Origin of the sequence: Pseudoalteromonas sp. CR1 (assembly GCF_019392235.1) — a bacterium.
In the GTDB taxonomy this organism is placed as follows: Bacteria; Pseudomonadota; Gammaproteobacteria; order Enterobacterales; family Alteromonadaceae; genus Pseudoalteromonas.
Genome location: NZ_JAHXRM010000010.1, coordinates 105,127 through 124,037, shown reverse-complemented (window position 1 = coordinate 124,037; position 18,911 = coordinate 105,127). Strand labels below are relative to the sequence as shown.

Sequence of the window (18,911 nt, the reverse complement as noted above, 5' to 3'; positions counted from 1 at the left end):
CATTCCTTAAAACTTAATGTTCATGTACCAATTTATATTTGCATAATACGCTTTATCCAAATCTAAACTATCGGTTTGCAAATTAAGACCAAAATACTTGCTTTCAATCCCCACTAAGTAAGCTTTACTTTTAGTTTCGTAGCCAGCCTGTACTTTCCAATGGTCCCAAAAGTGAACTCGCCCTTTTAACTGGCTAAATGTATCTTGATCGTAACGTTTAAGAGTTAATTGAGTAGAAAATCGATCATTAATTCTGTAATCAGCAAACGCTTGCATGCGCATTTTCATATCAAAATCGTGAGATTGCGTATTACCAAATGACGACGTTTTTAACGATACCGTTGGCTGAGTTATTATGTCGCCATTGTCGTTTTGGCTAAATGGGATCTCAGTGGTTTGGCCGTTTACAAAACCACTGTCTTCGTAATCTGTTTTATAAAGTAAGTCTTTAACGCTAAAGCCTACATGTAATTCGTCATTTACTTGCCAATCAGCAAATATATCTAGGCTGTAACCTAGCCCTTCAGGGTTTTCAGAGGGAGTAAACTTTTTAAATAAAATATCTTTTGAATAGTTATAATCAACAGAGATATCGCCTTCTACTTCATCACTGTAAATACGTCCATCAACTATCCCATCTTGAAAATGCGTACTCGCAAACACAGACAATTTTGGGGTAATGGTTAATGCATTTTTGTCTAAAAATTTAAAATCGTAAGACACAAAAACACCGTTAGACGTTGCCTGTTTGGCGTCTAAAAAGTAAGTGTAATATCTATCTTCAAAAGCAAGATCATTTTTTTCGGTGTGCGTATATTTTGCCGTATCAGGGTCAAAGTTTAATACGTAGTCAAAGCGACTTTGCAGTCCAACTTTAAAATTACCGTATCCTACACCTACTTCAAATATATTGTACGTAAATGCACTGTCACCCGATGTCAGCGGCGCATCAAAGTCATCAACAAATGCTTGTACTGGTTGCGCTTCGGTATAAATTTCTGCGTCAAAATGAGTAAAAACTTGAAACTGATTATTAGCGGATGCAAGTGGAGAAAGTAGAGCTGATGAAAATCCTAGCAAAAGAATTTTTTTTTTCATAATTTAATCGCTTTCAATAAAAAAAGGGAAAAGCACACTGCTTTTCCCTTTAATAGTTTAAAAATTACTTACTTGAGTCAATTAAATCAACATCAGTGTAATCCATTGTTACACCATCAATGTAAGTGATTGAAAGCCCATTAGTAACTTTAGTAGCAGTACCAAACGACATCATCATGCCTTCGTACATCGCTTTAACGTCGCCAGTGTAACCTGTAGACTCAGCGCCCATAAGAGATAATGTGTAACCCATTGCTGCATCACCTTTAACCATTACATCTAACATGCTTTGATCTTCATCGCCGCTTGCGTCAACCGTACCCATAACTTTAAAGTCTAGGTCGCCCGACATACCTTCAAGAGTAACAGTACCCATGTCAGTCGCGTCATCAGCAGTTACATTTAACATACCAGTAAACCCAGAATCACCGTCCATAATTGTAACGTGGTTCCAAGTCTCAGTATTAACGATTTCAGCGTCATCTACTGTGTCAGCATCTACTTCACCGTCAAACGTAAATATTAAACAAGAATCAATTTGAGTCTCGTCAATAGTACCAGCTGCAAAGTCAACACAATCTGCAAGTGCGTTAGTTTGCGTGTCTGCAGTCATTAGCTCAACCGTAGCATCACCACCAACTAATGTAGCGCCCCAAGCAACAACTAACTGCTCACCTTGGTAAGATGCAGCAGCGCTGATCATTTCACCTGTGGTTGCATTGTTAAGCATAAGCGTTAGGTCGTCTAAGCTGTAAGCATAAGTCCAGTTAGGTTGACGAGTAGACGTACCCTCACCAGAGTTGCCCATATCAGCAAGTTCGTTAATTACGTCAGCTAATACATCAGCTGCATCAAGAACCGCTTCACCACCAGTACTTGTAAGTACAGTCATTGTACTTAGTGACTCTGATGTTGCTTTAACTGATACAAGTACTTCAAACTTAGCAATAGCGTCTTGCGCTGTTAATTGTAAAGCATACGCTGTAGCAAACTGCTCTGATGCAAGTTCAGCTTTAGCAGCCGCTGTAACAGCCATAGCCTCTGCAGCGTCAATTAAATCTTGTGCATCTGCGTTGTCAGCATCTAAAGCTAAGTAAGCTTCTGCAGCAGCTAATGCTTGTGCAATAGCAACTTCTAATGCGTCAACACTTGCAGCAAAGTCAGAAGCCGCAACAATTGCAGCGTCTGCAAGTACTAGCGCTTCAGCTGCATTTTCAGCGTTGTCTACCATTGCATCTTCAGCAGAAGATAGTGCTGTTGTTGACGCTGTTTCAGCAGTCATTGCAGCAGTTTCAGCCGCTAGCGCTAAATCATTTGTTTCTGTAGCAAGAGCAGCAGCTGCTGCAACTTCTGCATCAAAATCAACAAGTGCTTGTGTTGCTGCAGCTACAAGTGCTTCAAGTTCTGTATTAAATGTAGCAACTTTTTCAATTTCAGCAGAAGAACCGACAACTAACGCGTCTGCATCATCTAAAATCTGTTGGTAATCAGTGTTATTAGCCACAAGTAAAGTAGCTACAGACACTAAACCTTGAGACTGTACAAATAATGCATCTGATTCACCGGCTAAATCAGCCACTTCAGCTTCATTTGCAAGTAACTCAACCGCATTTGCAAACGCAACGGCTGTGTCTGCGTCAACTACAGTGTCACCACCTAGTGCTTGTACTGCAACTAAATCAGCCTGCGCAGCAGTAACTGATGCCTGAATTGACACTAGCTCAGCTTCTGCAACAGTAACGGCAGCAGTTGTTTTAGCTGCAAGTTGCATGTAAAAGCCATCGCCCACTGTACAATCGTCAGTACAACCAATTTTCTCAAGTGCTTTTTTAGATTTTTCAGCGGCCTTTGCTAAACCGGCATCACTCGCTGCACCATTTTTAACAGCTTTATCTTTAGCAGCTTTTGCCTTTTTAGCAATACCTGTAGATTGCGCAGCAAACGCCGCTTTTTCAGCGTCAGTCGCATCTGGGTTGTTTACAGCAAATGCAGCTGCTAGTGCAGCTTCAATATCGCTTTCTTCACCTGTAGCAATTGCAAAGAAAATATTAGCTGTATTTGTAGCAGCTTGTTGTAATGCAGTGGCTAGTGCAGCTATCTCTGCATCGTCACTACCTGTTACTTTACCTGCTTTAATACCAGCAATAAGTTTTGTCATGTTGCCGTTAATGTCAGAAAGGCCCTGAATAGATGAAGCAACTTGAGTTAACGATAAAATACCATCGTCTAGCATTTCTTCACCGTCAACGTCAGTTAAATCAACTGCACCGCCGTTAGAAACATCACCTAGCAAAGAAGCTAGTAAAAGTGCTGTATCTGGGCCTAAAACTTGAACAAGCACATCAACACTTGAATTAGCAATACCAGCAGCATCAACACCTTCACCTGCATCAATTAAAAGTTGTGAAACAAGCGTTGTTAAGAAAGTCGCATTTGCTCTAAGTGAACGCGCTACGTTTGCGTCGCCTAAAGCACCACTTGCGCCAGATGCATCAGCTTCTACCGCTGGAATAAATTTAACAACAGAAAGCTCTAGGTCTGTTTTGTACCACTCGCCAAACTCAATCGCTGTATCGCCATCGTTAACATCGTCTTCTGCTGCTGGTGCTTCGTCATAAGTACCACAACCTAGGTAAGCATCACAACGTAGGTAGCTATCGTCACCTTCAGCTGATGTTTTAACTGTGATGTATACAGGACCTGAAAAGTCATTTTCTAAGTAAACGCTGTAACGACCACTTTCGTTTGTTAAAACGGCTTCTGGGTTTGCTGCTAAAATGCTTGCAGCAACAGCTGCATCTGCAGCTTCTTGAGTTGACTCTTCAGCAGAGAATGTTTCAGCTTCAGCTGAAGCCGCTAAACGAAATGGTACTGCTACCATTTCACCTGTTGCATCTAATGTTGAAACGCTAACCACCGCGTTCATCATCGCACCTTTAACCGCTTTACCTGTAACTTCTACGTTAAATAAAGCCGTGTCTTCTGAGCTAAAAGATTCAGCCGGTGGTGTTGGTGCAACATAGTTATTGCCATCGTTGTCAGAACCACACGCAGTTAAGCCGAGTGTAAGTGCAACTGATGCCGCTATTGGTGTAAATTTGATCATACGCTTCGCCATTTATTTCTCCTTGATAGCTATGAAATAAGTATCTGAAAAAGTTTGGTTAAACTTGGGTAAGCTTATTCACCGTTTACAAAAAATGTAAACAAGCACAATAATCTAACCTTTGTTACTAGAACTTTAAAAGTACCATTAAGCTATGAGTTGTTGCTACATATTTATACATATAAAATGATGTAATTTTAGTTTAACGCCATGTTTTAATTTTTATAGGCCTTAATTAAATTCAATAACCTAGGTTAGAGCCACAAAAAACCAACATGTTGGTTTATAATATATCGTGTTTGTTGATTGATTATTACATTAAATTTAGTTTGTTAAATTTTTTCTTCAAGTATTTGCGACAGAACATTAAAAATAAATGTAGATTGGAAGGAAATCAACCCTAAAGCATTTAGCTTTAATGAAAAAGCAACCCTTTAGAACTAACCAAGCTAATCCCTTGTTTATTATTTATTTTAAAATCCTGCTTAATTGTTACTGCATTATTAATACTGTTAAATTAACCCTAACTGACTATAAGGGTCAGTTGATTTTTAAAAGTGAATAATGCAGCAAAAAATGATTAAAAAGGAACCCTTACAAGCCCTTCCATTAATACTCTGGCGCTTCGGCTCATACTCGCTTTGGTAACTTGCCAGTCGCCATTACTGTTTTTAGCCTCGGCGCCTACTTTTAACGTGCCCGAAGGATGACCAAAGTTCACCTCACTCAATGCGCCGCCACCTGCAGCTAAATTAACTAACGTACCTTCTATAGCCGCTGCGGTGCCAATAGCAACAGCGGCTGTTCCCATCATGGCATGGTGTAATTTACCCATCGACATAGCACGTACTAATAAATTAATACTGCCCGCATCTATGTGTTTACCGCTTGATGCATTATACGCAACGGGCTTGGCAACAAACGCCACTTTAGGAGTGTGCTGGCGTGCTTGTGCCTCATTTATATTATTAATTAAGCCCATTTTAACAGCGCCATAAGCACGTATTGTTTCAAGCTTTTTAAGCGCAGCGTCATCATTGTTAATGTCGTCTTGAAGCTCAGTGCCGGTATAACCAATATCTTCAGCATTAATAAAAATAGTTGGAATACCCGCATTAATCATCGTCGCCTTTAGTGTGCCAACATCTGGTACCTCTAAATCGTCAACAACATTACCTGTAGGAAATAAAGCCCCATCCCCATCAGCAGGGTCTACAAACTCAAGCTTTACCTCAGCCGCTGGGAACGTAACACCGTCAAGCTCAAAGTCCCCTGTTTCTTGCACTTCGCCATTAGTCATTGGTACATGCACTAAAATGCTTTTTTTAATATTGGCCTGCCACACACGCACAATAGCAATGCCATTTTCGGGCAAGCGGTTTTTATCAACTAAGCCATTACTAATAGCAAACGCACCCACTGCAGAGGTTAAGTTACCGCAGTTACCGCTCCAATCAACAAAGGCTTTATCAATGGCGACTTGCCCAAACAAATAATCTACATCGTGATTGGCTTGCTCACTTTTACTTAAAATGACCGTTTTACTTGTGCTTGATGTAGCCCCACCCATGCCATCGGTTTGTTTTCCATAAGGGTCGGGGCTGCCAATAACACGAAGTAATAAGTTATCCCGCGCCTCACCTGCCACTTGGGCAGGCTTTGGCAAATCGGTTAAATTAAAAAACACACCTTTACTCGTACCGCCACGCATATAGGTTGCCGGCACTTTTATTTGTGGTTTAAACATTTTAAAAAATCCTTATTACGCGTTTGTCGCTTCTAAAAAGTCTTGAGCAAAACGCTGTAATACACCACCAGCAGCATAAATAGAAAGCTCTTCTTGCGTATCTAATCGGCATTTCATTGCTGCAGTTAGCACTTCACCATTTTTACGGGTGATCACCAGCTCTAATGTTGCGCCCGGTGCTGGTGCGCCTTTTACATCGTAACTTTCACTACCATCAAGGTTTAGTGTATTACGCGTAGTACCTGGTGCAAACTCAAGCGGTAAAACCCCCATGCCAATTAAATTAGTACGGTGAATACGTTCAAAACCTTCTGCAGCTATCACTTGAACACCGGCAAGCCTAACGCCTTTTGCAGCCCAATCGCGAGACGAGCCTTGCCCGTAATCGGCACCGGCCACAATAATAAGCGGTTGCTTGCGCTCCATGTAGGCTTCGATTGCTTCCCACATACGCGTGTTTTTACCCTCGGGCTCTATGCGTGCGAACGAGCCTTGCTTAACCTCGCCGTTTTCATCAAGTACCATTTCGTTAAGTAATTTAGGGTTTGCAAACGTGGCACGCTGCGCCGTTAAATGGTCGCCGCGGTGCGTTGCGTATGAGTTAAAATCTTCCTCTGGCACATTCATTTTAGTCAGGTATTCACCTGCAGCACTGCTTGCCATAATCGCGTTAGAAGGCGATAAATGATCGGTTGTAATATTGTCACCCAATACCGCTAATGCACGCATACCACTCATGGTGCGCTCACCTGCAAGTGCGCCTTCCCAATAAGGTGGGCGGCGAATATAGGTACTTTGCGCTCGCCAATCATAAAGTGGGTCGTTGTCTTCACCGTAATCTACGGTTAAGTCAAACATCGGCTCGTACACTTTTTTAAATTGCTCGGGTTTAACGCTTTGCTGAATAACCGCATCAATTTCTTCATCGGTTGGCCATAAATCTTTAAGGGTTACATCATTACCGTGTTGGTCTTGCCCTAAAATATCTTTTTCAATATCAAAACGAATCGTGCCCGCAATAGCGTAAGCCACAACCAAAGGCGGTGATGCTAAAAAGGCTTGTTTTGCATAAGGATGAATACGCCCGTCAAAGTTACGGTTACCCGAAAGCACAGCCGTTGTGTATAAATCGCGATCTATTACTTCTTTTTGAATAACAGGGTCAAGTGCCCCACTCATGCCATTACAAGTCGTACACGCAAAGCCAACAATACCAAAACCAAGTTGTTCAAGCTCTGGTAATAGGTTTGCATCTTCGAGGTACGATTGCACGGCTTTAGAGCCCGGCGCTAACGACGTTTTAACCCACGGTTTGCGCATTAAGCCTTTGGCATTTGCGTTGCGCGCTAACAAACCTGCCGCAATTACATTGCGCGGGTTACTGGTATTGGTACAACTGGTAATTGCCGCAATAATACACGCGCCGTCTGGCATTAGGCCTTCTTCGTTTTCAACAACACCCGAAATACCTTCTTTCGCTAAATCGCTAGTTGAAACACGACGATGTGGGTTAGAAGGCCCCGCAATATTGCGACCAACACTCGATAAATCAAAAGTCAAAACACGCTCGTATTTTGCTGTTTTTAAGCTATCGCTCCAAAGGCCTGCTGTTTTAGCGTAGTTTTCAACAAGGGCTATTTGCTCTTCATCGCGCCCTGTTAAACGTAAATAGTCTATTGTTTTATCGTCGATATAAAACATGGCCGCAGTTGCACCAAATTCGGGTGTCATGTTCGAAATGGTCGCTCTGTCGCCAAGCGTTAGCGCATCAGCGCCTTCGCCATAAAACTCTAAATAGGTAGATACCACACGCTGCTCGCGTAAAAACTCAGTAATCGCTAACACAATATCGGTAGCGGTGATCCCCGGCTGGCGAGTACCCGTTAGCTCTACACCCACAATATCAGGTAAACGAATATACGATGCACGGCCAAGCATAACGCTTTCAGCTTCAAGCCCGCCTACACCTACAGCAATAACACCTAACGCATCAACATGCGGGGTGTGGCTGTCGGTACCTACCAAAGTATCGGGGAATGCAATACCATCGCGGTTTTGAATAACGGGCGACATTTTTTCAAGGTTAATTTGATGCATAATGCCGTTACCAGGCGGGATCACATCAATATTTTTAAAGGCCGTTTTAGTCCAATTAATGAAGTGAAAACGGTCGTCGTTGCGGCGGTCTTCTATTGCACGGTTTTTTTCAAATGCGTCAGGATCAAAACCCGCATGTTCAACCGCTAACGAATGGTCAACAATTAACTGCGTTGGTACCACAGGGTTAACCTTAGACGGATCGCCCCCTTTTGCTGCAATAGCATCGCGCAAGCCTGCTAAATCAACAAGGGCTGTTTGGCCTAAAATATCGTGGCACACCACACGTGCCGGATACCACGGAAAATCTAAATCTTGTTTGCGCTCAATTATTTGGCTAAGTGCATCGGTTAACATAGCAGGGTCGCAGCGGCGTACTAAGTTTTCGGCAAATACACGCGAGCTGTAAGGAAGAGTAGCATAAGCACCGGGTTTAATAGCATCAACAGCGGCATGAGTATCGTAGTAATCTACGTTTGAGCCCGCAAGCGGTTTGCGGTACTGAGTATTGTTAATTATGGTCATAATAAAAACTCGCTAATAAGTGACGGGAAATAAAAGGCAAAAAGGTGAGCGTGTTGCTCACCTTACATACTGACTAATTAGCCCCTTGATTCAATTGGCGTGTAGCTGCGTGCATCTGGTCCTGTGTAATCAGCACTAGGGCGAATAATACGGTTATTAGCACGTTGCTCTTTAACATGTGCTGTCCAACCAGTTACGCGGCTCATTACAAATATTGGCGTAAATAACTTAGTCGGAATATCCATAAAGTGATAAGCCGATGCATGGAAAAAATCAGCATTACAAAATAACTTTTTCTCACGCCACATTACTTCTTCACAACGAACAGACACCGGGTAAAGCACATCATCGCCCACCTCTGCAGCTAATTTTTCAGACCACTTTTTAATAATTACATTACGTGGGTCCGACTCGCGGTAAATAGCATGGCCAAAGCCCATAATTTTATCTTTGCGCTCAAGCATGCCCATAACTTCTTGCTCAGCGTGTTCTGCACTAGTAAAACCTTCAATCATGTCCATTGCGGCTTCGTTTGCACCGCCATGTAATGGGCCACGTAACGTACCAATAGCACCGGTTACACACGAATGAATATCAGACAAAGTAGATGCACACACGCGCCCCGTAAATGTAGAGGCATTAAATTCGTGCTCTGCGTATAAAATAAGCGACACATTCATTACCTGTGCAAATAACTCGCTTGGCGCTTTGTCGTGTAATAGTGTTAAAAAGTGTGCGCCTACTGAATCGTCCTCTGTTTGTGTTTCAATACGAACGCCATCGTGTGTAAAACGGTACCAGTAACAAATAATGCTTGGGAACACCGCAACCATACGGTCAATTGCATCGTTTGCTTGGCTAAAATCAAGTTCCATTTCAAGGTTACCCAACATAGAGCAACCTGTACGCATTACATCCATTGGGTGCGCGTCTTTAGGAATATTTTCAAGCACGGTTTTAAGTGCATCTGGTAGGCCACGTAAGCTTTTTAATTTGGCTTTGTACTCAGCTAGTTCGCTAGTAGTTGGTAACTCACCGCGTGAAAGTAAAAACGACACTTCTTCAAACTGCGCTTTTTCAGCCAGTTCGCTAATATCGTAACCACAATACGTTAAACCCGAGCCACTTTGGCCTACTGTACACAATGCTGTTTGACCCGCTACTTGGCCGCGTAAACCTGCGCCGCCTAATGCTTTATCTACCATGATCTTCTCCTATCTTAAATTTGTGTGTGTTATCTAATTTAATAGTTATTATTTGTCAGATTTTGATGAAAAAAGGTTATCAAGTGTGTTTTCGTACGTGTGGTAATCTAAAAAGTCGTAAAGTTCAGCACGGGTTTGCATGTTCTCAATTTCGCTTTGCTGCGAGCCTTCATTTAAAATTGCCGAGTACACGTTAAGCGCCGCTTTGTTCATTGCTCTAAACGCACTGAGTGGGTAAAGCACCATTTCAACGCCTACATCACTCAACTGCTCTTTGGTATAAATTGGCGTTTGGCCAAACTCAGTGATGTTGGCCAAAATAGGCACGTTTAGCGCATTGGCAAACGCTTGGTAATCGGCAAGGTCGTGCACGGCTTCTGCAAAAATAGCATCAGCGCCGGCTTCAACACAGGCTGCTGCACGGTCAATAGCAGCATTTAAGCCTTCTTTTTGAAACGCATCGGTACGCGCCATAATGTAAAAATCGCTATCGGTTTTTGCATCTACCGCCGCTTTAATACGGTCAACCATTTCGCCTTGGCTAACAATTTCTTTGTTAGGGCGATGACCACAACGTTTTTGCGCTACTTGATCTTCTATATGAAAACCCGCCGCACCCGCTTTAGTCATTTCTTTAACGGTACGTGCAATGTTAAATGCCCCGCCCCAACCGGTATCGGCGTCAACAAGTAAAGGTAAATCGCTGGCACCCGTAATACGGCGAATATCTTCCAGCACGTTATCAAGGCTGGTCATACCTAAATCGGGCATACCGTAAGAGGCATTAGCAACACCCGCACCCGAAAGGTAAATAGCCTGGTGGCCCATTTTTTCAGCCATCATTGCTGTGTAGGCATTAATAGTACCCACCACTTGTAACGGACGGTTATTAGCAATAGCTTGTTTAAATTTATATCCTGCTGACATGTCATTTCCTCTCTTTGAACGGTTGCTACGTGGAGTAACTTATATTTTTAATCTTTGTATATGACGCTTTAACTATTTTGCTTAACTTTTAGCTTTTAGCGGCTTTGCCAATCTGTATGGGTAAACAGTTATTCAGATTGGTATAAATCAAATTTTGTTTGAATATTGGCTTGCGACGCGCTTATGTGGCGCTTCATTAGCATTTCGGCCAGTTCGCCGTCTTGGTTTTCAATCGCGTTAATAATAGCTAAATGTTCGTCAAACGCTTTTGATACCCGCGGCCCCGCCATACCCATTTGCACACGGTACATGCGAATTAATTGGTACAGGTCGTTACAAAGCAAATGAATCAAATGTGCGTTTTTACTGCCTTTAATAATGCGGTAATGAAAATCTAAATCGCCCGCCTCTTGGTAGTACGACTCGCCTTCTTTAACACGCTGCGTTTGTAAATGCTGATTCAGTAATTGTTTTAAGCCTTTAATTTCATCAGGCTCCATATTGTCGGCAGCTAAACGGCAAGCAAGCCCTTCAAGCGAGCTACGTACTTGGTAAACTTCAATTAAACGCTCAGCGGTAAGGGCGACTACACGGCAGCCTACATTGGCTTTACGCTCTACTAAATAACAGCTTTCTAGGCGGTTTAGCGCCTCACGCAGGGTTGCGCGGCTTACACCGTAACGCTTTGCAAGCTCAGGCTCCGAAATTTTACTACCTTGTGCAATAGTGCCTTCAACAATCTCACGGCGCATGTTTACAAATACCTGGTCGGATGCTGTGGTAATAGGCGCTTCGTTTAAAAATGAGTCTGTCATAAGTTAATTTTTTAGATTGTCGACAATTTGTATCGCCATAATGGGCGCATTAAAAAAACATGTCAACCCTAAAACTGTACAAAAAGACTAAAAAACACCTTCATTGTCGACACTATTATTCTAAAGTATGTATAAAATAGTTTATAAATACCTAAAAACCACAAAGTGTCGACAGCACCATATAATTACTGGAGGTGTTTTTATCACTGAAATTTAGTTATTTAAATGCTAATATCGCGCTTTATTTTTAATGTACGAGCTAGCGCGTGAACGCCAATACTTTTATTCCTGAGCACTTTATAAACGACGTAAAAACCTACCTACCAAATCACCTAAAGTTAGATGACTTTATAAATGCGTGTCGTCGCCCGCTCAGAAAATCTATCCGCGTAAATACATTAAAAATAACCGTTGAAGACTTTATTAAAAAAGCAGAACAAAAAAATTGGCAACTTACGCCAATTCCTTGGTGTAGCGAAGGCTTTTGGCTAGAGCGCCCAATTAGCGAAGAGCAAAACCTAGCCCTAGGCAATACCGACCTGCACCTAAGCGGCGCAATGTACGTGCAAGAGGCAAGCTCAATGCTACCGCCAATCGCGCTTAAACAAAGTATACAAACAAGTAACACCGTGCTCGATATGGCGTCGGCGCCGGGTTCTAAAACATCGCAGCTAGCAGCACTAATGAACAACCAAGGGGTGCTAGTAGCAAACGAGCTTTCGTCGTCGCGTTTAAAAGTACTCAGTGCCACCTTAAAACGCATGGGCGTGGGTAACTGTGCGCTTTCACACTTTGATGGCATTATATTTGGCAATTACATGTTTGAATGTTTCGATAGCATATTGCTAGACGCCCCCTGCTCTGGCGAAGGCACGGTACGTAAAGACGCCGATGCACTAAAAAATTGGTCAATCGAATCAAATATTCAAATAGCTCAAGTACAAAAAGATTTAATAAAAAGCGCATTTTACGCGTTAAAACCCGGCGGCACGCTGGTGTATTCTACCTGTACGCTCACCCCGCTTGAAAACCAACAGGTATGCGAATTTTTACTTGAAGAATTTGGCGAGTTTATAGCGCCCGAGTCACTCAGCGATTTATTTCCCGGAGCCGACAAAGCAACAACGGCCGAGGGCTATTTGCACGTATGGCCGCAAACATACGACAGCGAAGGCTTTTTTATTGCTAAATTTAAAAAGCATGCAAGTTGTAACAACCCAAATCAGACAGTCAAAAAAGGCGCGTTTCCGTTTACTGAGTTTGATAAAAAACCAACAACCGCGTTTATGAGCGAGCTTAAAAAGCACTTTGGTTTAACAGGCCTACCCGGCACATTAATGCAGCGCGACAAAGAACTGTGGCTATTCCCACAGGGGTTTGATGCCATTCAAAACAAAATTAAATATGCCCGCTTAGGTATTCAAATAGGCATTATTCATAAAAATGGCGTAAGGCTCACTCACGAATTTGCCACCGTGTTAGGTAACGCGTGCAAAACCAACACGTACGCGCTTAATAGCGAACAAGCAAACGACTATTTTAATGGTAAAGATGTACGCTTAGCCGAGCCCACAAAAGAGCTAGGCGAAGTGGTATTAACATTATGCGGCTGCCCCATTGGGCTAGGAAAATGGCAAAAAAATAAGATCAAAAACTCACTTCCACGCGATCTGGTTCAAAATACACAGTTAATAACGTGGGAGTAAATACGCATAAATTGCGTATAAAATGTGTACAACATAGTTAAGTAACTGTATTTGCTGCAGTATAAAAAACAACCAAAAAATATGTAATTTTAAGAGCTTTGGCTATACTTAAAATACTTTCAACTTCTCCCTATGAATTAGAAAGTTTTTTGTTAACGCAAGGCTCAAAAGAGCCCGTTATAGCCCAGAGTTTCCCTAAATCACTCTGGGCATTTTTTTGCCTGCTTAAATACACCAGTGAAATAAAATTCACAAAGGGTCGCTCTGTGATTAATTAGTAATCAAGTAATTTAATCACCACCGAGCAGTAAAGGAGAATACAAGGAGAAGTAATTTAAGGGCAGGTAAATAATTTGGATTTAAATATATTTTTCTCTGTGTAGCGCGCAGCGCCTCTGTGTTCTCGGTGGTCATATTCTTATAAATAACAAGAAGCTGCGCTTCTAACGTGAGCAAGCTCTACGTCTACAAAGCAAAGTCAAACTTTACAGCGTAGACGCGCAGCTTGCTGGCGTTTAAAAGCAACGCTTTTACATATCTATAAATAAAGTGCCAGCGAGCAAGACGCCTACAGTAAATCTATACCGTACATTGCTAAGTGATGTTGTCACCACCGAGCAGTAAAGGAGAAGCCAAGGAAAAGTGATTTAAGGGCTGGTAAATAATTTGGATTTAAATATATTTTTCTCTGTGTAGCGCGCAGCGCCTCTGTGTTCTCTGTGCTTATATTTTATTTATAAATAACAAGAAGCTGCGCTTCAACGTGAGCAAGCAAAACGTCTACAAAGCAAAATCAATTTTACACCGTAGACGCGCAGCTTGCTCACGCAAGTTATTAATAATTAATTAAATATTCACAAAGAGGTTAAGAGACGCTCCGCTTTAGAGAAGTGATCTAGTGATTAAATAAAAATCATAATTAGTATCTTTATGTCTTCTCATTTACTCCTCATTTGCTTCTCTTTGTGCAAATGATCTTTTAAAAAGAAGCCGCGCTTCTAACGTGAGCAAGCTCTACGTCTACAAAGCAAAGTCAATTTTACACCGTAGACGCGCAGCTCGCTCACGCAAGTTATTAATAATTAATTAAATATTTACAAAGAGGTTAAGAGACGCTCCGCTTTAGAGAAGTGATCTAGTGATTAAATAAAAAACAGCATTACTGTCTTAATGTTTTCTCATTCGCTTCAACGTGAGCAAGCAAAACGTCTACAAAACTAACTTAAACTTTACAGCGTAGACGCGCAGCTTGCTGGCGTTTAAAAGCAACGCTTTTACATATTTATAATTAACGCGCCAGCAAGCAAGACGCCTACAGTAAATCAATACGGTACATTACTAAGTGATTTTGTCACCACCGAGCAGTGAAGGAGAATAAAAGGAGAAGTAATTTAAGGGCAGGTAAATAATTTGGGTTTAACTACGTTTATCTCTGTGCAGCGCCCAGCGCCTTAGTGTTCTCGGTGGTTATATTTTATTTATAAGTAACAAGAAGCTTCGCTTCTAACGTGAGCAAGCTCTACGCCTACAAAGCAAAGTCAATTTTACACCGTAGACGCGCAGCTTGCTGGCGTTTAAAAGCAACGCTTTTACATATCTATAAATAAAGTGCCAGCGAGCAAGACGCCTACAGTAAATCAACACCGTACATTGCTAAGTGATGTTGTCACCACCGAGCAGTGAAGGAGAATACAAGGAGAAGTGACTACCAAATTACTTGTGTTTCCTCTGTGTAGCGCGCAGCGCCTCAGTGTTCTCGGTGGTAGTATTATATTTGTACCCTGTGCTTTAAAGAAATGACGAATAAAGTTATTAAACAGCTTGGCTAGTGTCTTCTCATTTTTTTTTGTGCAAATGGTCTTTTAAAAAGAAGCTGCGCTTCGAACGTGAGCAAGCAAAACGTCTACAAATAAATACAAGCAATTTCGATCTAATCTCTTGGGTATGGTTTTAGATCTAATAACTGTAATCTGAAATCTAACATCTAAGATCTTTCCCTAACAAACCTATTTACACTGTTTTTTAAACATCCAACTGGTTCTGACGGGATCAAAATGAGCGCCAAATTTAAGCGACAAACATAAAATAGGTAAAGCATCTACTTGCTTAGCTATGTCAAAAGCGCGTGAAAACTTATGGCCATGCTTAGCTGCTAACTTAAGCTCGTTAACATATAACGCTTTATATTTTGGAGGGAGTTGTTGCCAGTTCATCAGTGCTATTTCTATCACGCCTAAATGAACATCTATTTTATACGGGCCCACGCGTTTAGCGTGTTCAATATATTCAAACACACGATCGGTTGGCCCTTCTTGGTAACTCACTACCTTAGCCAACGCAATCCAGGTTTCGGCCCAAGTTTGCCTATACTTAACCGACTCTAGCAGCCTAGCTTCTGCCTGTTTTAACACACGTAAATTATGCGCTATTGCCTCATCTGTATTTGCTGGGTTTAATTGCAGCAACTTAACATGCGCAAAAACTTCATGGTAATGAGGGTGTGTAGGGTCAAGCTCACTCGCAAGGCTAATAGCTCTTTGTGCAAGCTCAATATTTACCGTGTTATCAGCTTGGCTATTTAGCCCCTGCAGCGTATTTTTAGCATTAAAAAACCACGCATTCGCGCGCATACTATTAATACTGCTTACACATACACCCACAGTAATTAGTGCAAGTAAAATTACCTGCACTATTTTAATCGCTTTATTTGGCTTGGCCACGCTATTACTCATTAACCGCACCGTTAAATAAACTTTGAGTTAAACGCAGTGGGTTTGTATAAAACAACGCCTGTGCTTGCTCGGCGCCTATTAAATCGCTAACAATACTTTTTGCCTTACTTAAAATAGGCGGCCTACGTTTAACCGAATGCGCATCACTGGCAACGTAAGTCACCAACCCGTTTTTAAGCATATCAACGCTAATAGTTTGTGCTTGTTCGCCCCACTCGCCTTCAATGCTTGAAGCCGTTAACTGAAATTCACAACCCAATTGCTTTAAGCGCTCAATATAAAATGGCTTAGCTTGAATATCGCGGTTGCGCTCAGGGTGCGGAATAATAGTTTTAATGTTTTGTTTAGCCAACCAATTAATAAACTTGTCAAACCCTTGCGGCACATGGGAATGCGGTAGCTCAAGTAACACATAATTTGCGCCATTTACATTGCCAATAAACGGTAGCTTTTTGCTCATTACTAACGTCATTAGCTCTACATCAAGCCTAATTTCTGCAGCTACGGCTAGCTGAATATTAATATTTGCATCATGCGCGGCTTGTTTTAAATTAGCTAGATCGTCATAAATGTGCGAAGCCGCATTATTAAAGCGGCCTAAATGAATGTGCGGTGTGGCAACCATGTGGGTTATACCATCGGCCTGTGCCATGGTTAAAAGCGCTAAAGACTCAGTTAAGTCTTTAGCACCATCGTCAAGCCCAGGTAATATGTGGGAATGTATATCTATCATAATAACCGTTATTTACGACTGTTCAGATTTTTGAGAGTAATCGTAATAATCGTAGTAGCCATAATTATGCTCTTCTTTCGACTTAGTTATATCTACTTGGTTAACAACAACCCCAGCAATATGCGCCTTAGACTCAAACAAACGCTCAATACCTGCTTTTATAGGTTTAATGCGTGTTAAGTCGGCTTTAACAACATAAATAACCGAGTCGGTATTTTGCGAAATAACCAGCGCATCACTCACCGCTTGGGTAGGTGGCGTATCAATAATTATATGGTCGTAAGTGTCTTTTAAGCTTACCAATAACTCATTAAAACGATTGCTCGAAAGCAGCTCTAACGGGTTACCCGGTATTTGCCCACTTGGCATAATAGTAACACCCGACTGCTCGTCAATATGCGTACATTCGCTTAATTGCTCAGTACCCACAATTAGGTTACTTAAACCTGGGTGAAATACCGGTATATCAAAACGTTTTGCAATACTCGGTTTACGTAAATCGGCGTCAATAAGTAACACTTTGCCCATTTGTGCAAGCGACATCGCTAAATTGGTAGAGGTAGTTGTTTTACCCTCACCTGGCGAGCTTGAGGTAACCGCAATTACTTTGTGCTCACGGTCAAGCTGCGTTAACAACAAACTGGTGCGGAACGTTCGTACCGACTCAGCAAAACGCCTGTAATGTTCGTCAAAATAGGCATGTATACCAAAGGTGCTATTTTTAGGTGTTTTAACAAACGGGAGTATACCTAACATACGCTGCGCTAATTTGCTTTCAACATCGTTTTTGTTTTTAACCGTGTCGTTAAGTGCGTCAAACACAAAGCTCATTATCACAGCAAAACCAAAACTTGCCACAAACGCCAAAACTACAATAAGTTTTTTGTTAGGTTTACTTGGATCTTTTGGTGCGTATGCGCGGTCGGTAAAACGTGCAGCAGCCGAGCTAAAGTCGCTCGTTACTTCGGTTTCGCGCGAGCGAGATAAAAACGTATTAAAAATATTACGGTTAGTTTCTACTTCGCGTTTAAGCTGGTTGTAGGCGGTCTCTTTACGGGTGATCTCTTGGTATTCGGCACGTATTTTAACTAAATCGGCTTCAAGGGCGCTAACAGTACGGGTAATACGGTTAAGCTCTTTTTCTATGCCAGTAATAAGGCCTTTAATTTGCTTATTTAAGTTGCTTTTAACGGTAGCCAGCTCAGCCTTTGCCGATATTATTTTAGGGTGCTTAGGGCCGTAAACCTCGCTAAGTTCACTTACTTTACGCTCAACTAAAATAACTTCGCGTTTTACGTCTTGCACCACTTTGTGCGATGTAATTTCAGGCATGCTACCTAAAAGCTCTAAGTTATTATTACCGTATTCGCTTATTACACGGTTAATACTTTGCAGGTTGTTTTTTTCGGTACGGGCGGTCACTAATTGCTGCGATGTTTGCTCAAGCTCTTGAGTCACTAAACCTGCAATACCTTCAATATCAACCAGCTTTTGCGCTTCACGGTAGGCTTGTAGTTTTTCTTCCGAGTCGTCAAGTTGCACACGCAACTGAAATAAACGCGTATTTAACCAGCTAGACGCTTGCTGAGTAATGCCCATTTTGGCGCGCATTTGGCTTTCTATGTAAACCTCGCCCACAGTATTTGCCACTAAAGCAGCGAGCTTTGGGTCGCTCGACTCAAAACTGACTTTCACTAGTTGTGTTTTACGAATCGGCGAAACAGTTAATCTACTTTTAAATGCCTCAAGCAAGCCAAGCATTTGTAAATCTTGTTGCTCTTGCTCTGTAAGTTGTAGCTTTTCGGCTTTATTTAAAAAGGGAAATAACCCTTTTATAAAACCAGTGGCCTCACCAATAAAAGAGGGCTTAGGGATAAAATCGGTATGCGCTTTTAAATCAAGCTTAGTAATTACCTCACGGGCAATACTGTCAGACTTAATAACTTCAAACTGGGTAAGGTAGTATTCTTTTTTAGATGAGTCGAGCCCGTAAACTTCATCAAAGCTTACTGCTTTGCTTTGCTCGGCCTCAATAAGTAATGTAGCGGTTGCGGTATAACGCGGTATTAGCGTTAACGTTACCATAATAGTTAGCAGCGTAACTACTAATGCAAAGCTTAAAATACGCCATTTATTTCGTTTAATAACATTTAAATAAGCGCTTAAATCTATTACTTCTTCGCTTTGTGGGTTTTCGTGTATTTGGTTCATTTATTACTG

General features: G+C 41.7%; 11 protein-coding genes. 1 reads left to right on the top strand and 10 read right to left on the bottom strand.

All coding sequences use genetic code 11. The annotated features are described in order from the left end of the window. Positions 1–6 precede the first annotated feature (6 nt). The 7 genes from KZZ04_RS10735 to KZZ04_RS10705 form a co-directional block, all read right to left on the bottom strand. On the bottom strand, positions 7–1,098 hold the full coding sequence (locus KZZ04_RS10735) for a hypothetical protein (RefSeq protein ID WP_138528467.1): 1,092 nt from the start codon (positions 1,096–1,098) through the stop codon (positions 7–9). A 64-nt stretch (positions 1,099–1,162) separates the two neighbouring features. Next, positions 1,163–4,216 (bottom strand): hypothetical protein, encoded by a 3,054-nt coding sequence (locus KZZ04_RS10730; RefSeq protein ID WP_219422721.1) that lies wholly within the window; start codon positions 4,214–4,216, stop codon positions 1,163–1,165. Between the two features lie 568 nt (positions 4,217–4,784). Beyond that, positions 4,785–5,951: a 2-methylaconitate cis-trans isomerase PrpF gene (prpF, locus tag KZZ04_RS10725; protein WP_219422720.1), complete on the bottom strand. Its 1,167-nt coding sequence runs from the start codon at positions 5,949–5,951 to the stop codon at positions 4,785–4,787. Between the two features lie 15 nt (positions 5,952–5,966). After that, on the bottom strand, positions 5,967–8,573 hold the full coding sequence (gene acnD / locus KZZ04_RS10720; RefSeq protein ID WP_219422719.1) for a Fe/S-dependent 2-methylisocitrate dehydratase AcnD: 2,607 nt from the start codon (positions 8,571–8,573) through the stop codon (positions 5,967–5,969). Between the two features lie 77 nt (positions 8,574–8,650). Beyond that, a complete protein-coding gene (gene prpC, locus KZZ04_RS10715) occupies positions 8,651–9,778 on the bottom strand; it encodes a 2-methylcitrate synthase (RefSeq protein ID WP_138528459.1) in 1,128 nt (375 codons plus the stop codon). A 48-nt stretch (positions 9,779–9,826) separates the two neighbouring features. Beyond that, positions 9,827–10,705 carry a methylisocitrate lyase gene (prpB, locus tag KZZ04_RS10710; RefSeq protein ID WP_058552061.1) on the bottom strand — a complete coding sequence of 293 codons (879 nt, stop codon included), beginning with the start codon at positions 10,703–10,705 and terminating at the stop codon, positions 9,827–9,829. Positions 10,706–10,833: 128 nt separating this feature from the next. Continuing rightward, a complete protein-coding gene (locus KZZ04_RS10705) occupies positions 10,834–11,520 on the bottom strand; it encodes a GntR family transcriptional regulator (protein WP_219422718.1) in 687 nt (228 codons plus the stop codon). Positions 11,521–11,786: 266 nt separating this feature from the next. On the opposite strand from KZZ04_RS10705, the gene rsmF reads away from it, so the two are divergent. Further along, positions 11,787–13,226, top strand: coding sequence for a 16S rRNA (cytosine(1407)-C(5))-methyltransferase RsmF (gene rsmF / locus KZZ04_RS10700; protein WP_138528457.1), 1,440 nt, complete (start codon positions 11,787–11,789; stop codon positions 13,224–13,226). A 2,006-nt stretch (positions 13,227–15,232) separates the two neighbouring features. On the opposite strand, the gene KZZ04_RS10695 is transcribed toward rsmF, so the two are convergent. Genes KZZ04_RS10695 through KZZ04_RS10685 form a run of 3 tightly spaced genes read right to left on the bottom strand, consistent with a single transcriptional unit; the run spans position 15,233 to position 18,902 of the window. Beyond that, the gene (locus KZZ04_RS10695) at positions 15,233–15,958 is read right to left on the bottom strand and encodes a VpsP family polysaccharide biosynthesis protein (RefSeq protein WP_219422717.1); all 726 of its coding nucleotides are present in this window, start codon (positions 15,956–15,958) and stop codon (positions 15,233–15,235) included. Continuing rightward, positions 15,951–16,691, bottom strand: coding sequence for a tyrosine-protein phosphatase (locus tag KZZ04_RS10690; RefSeq protein ID WP_219422716.1), 741 nt, complete (start codon positions 16,689–16,691; stop codon positions 15,951–15,953). The genes KZZ04_RS10695 and KZZ04_RS10690 overlap by 8 nt, the downstream gene beginning before the upstream one ends. Before the next feature lie 12 nt (positions 16,692–16,703). Then, positions 16,704–18,902: a polysaccharide biosynthesis tyrosine autokinase gene (locus KZZ04_RS10685; RefSeq protein ID WP_219422715.1), complete on the bottom strand. Its 2,199-nt coding sequence runs from the start codon at positions 18,900–18,902 to the stop codon at positions 16,704–16,706. Positions 18,903–18,911 lie beyond the last annotated feature (9 nt).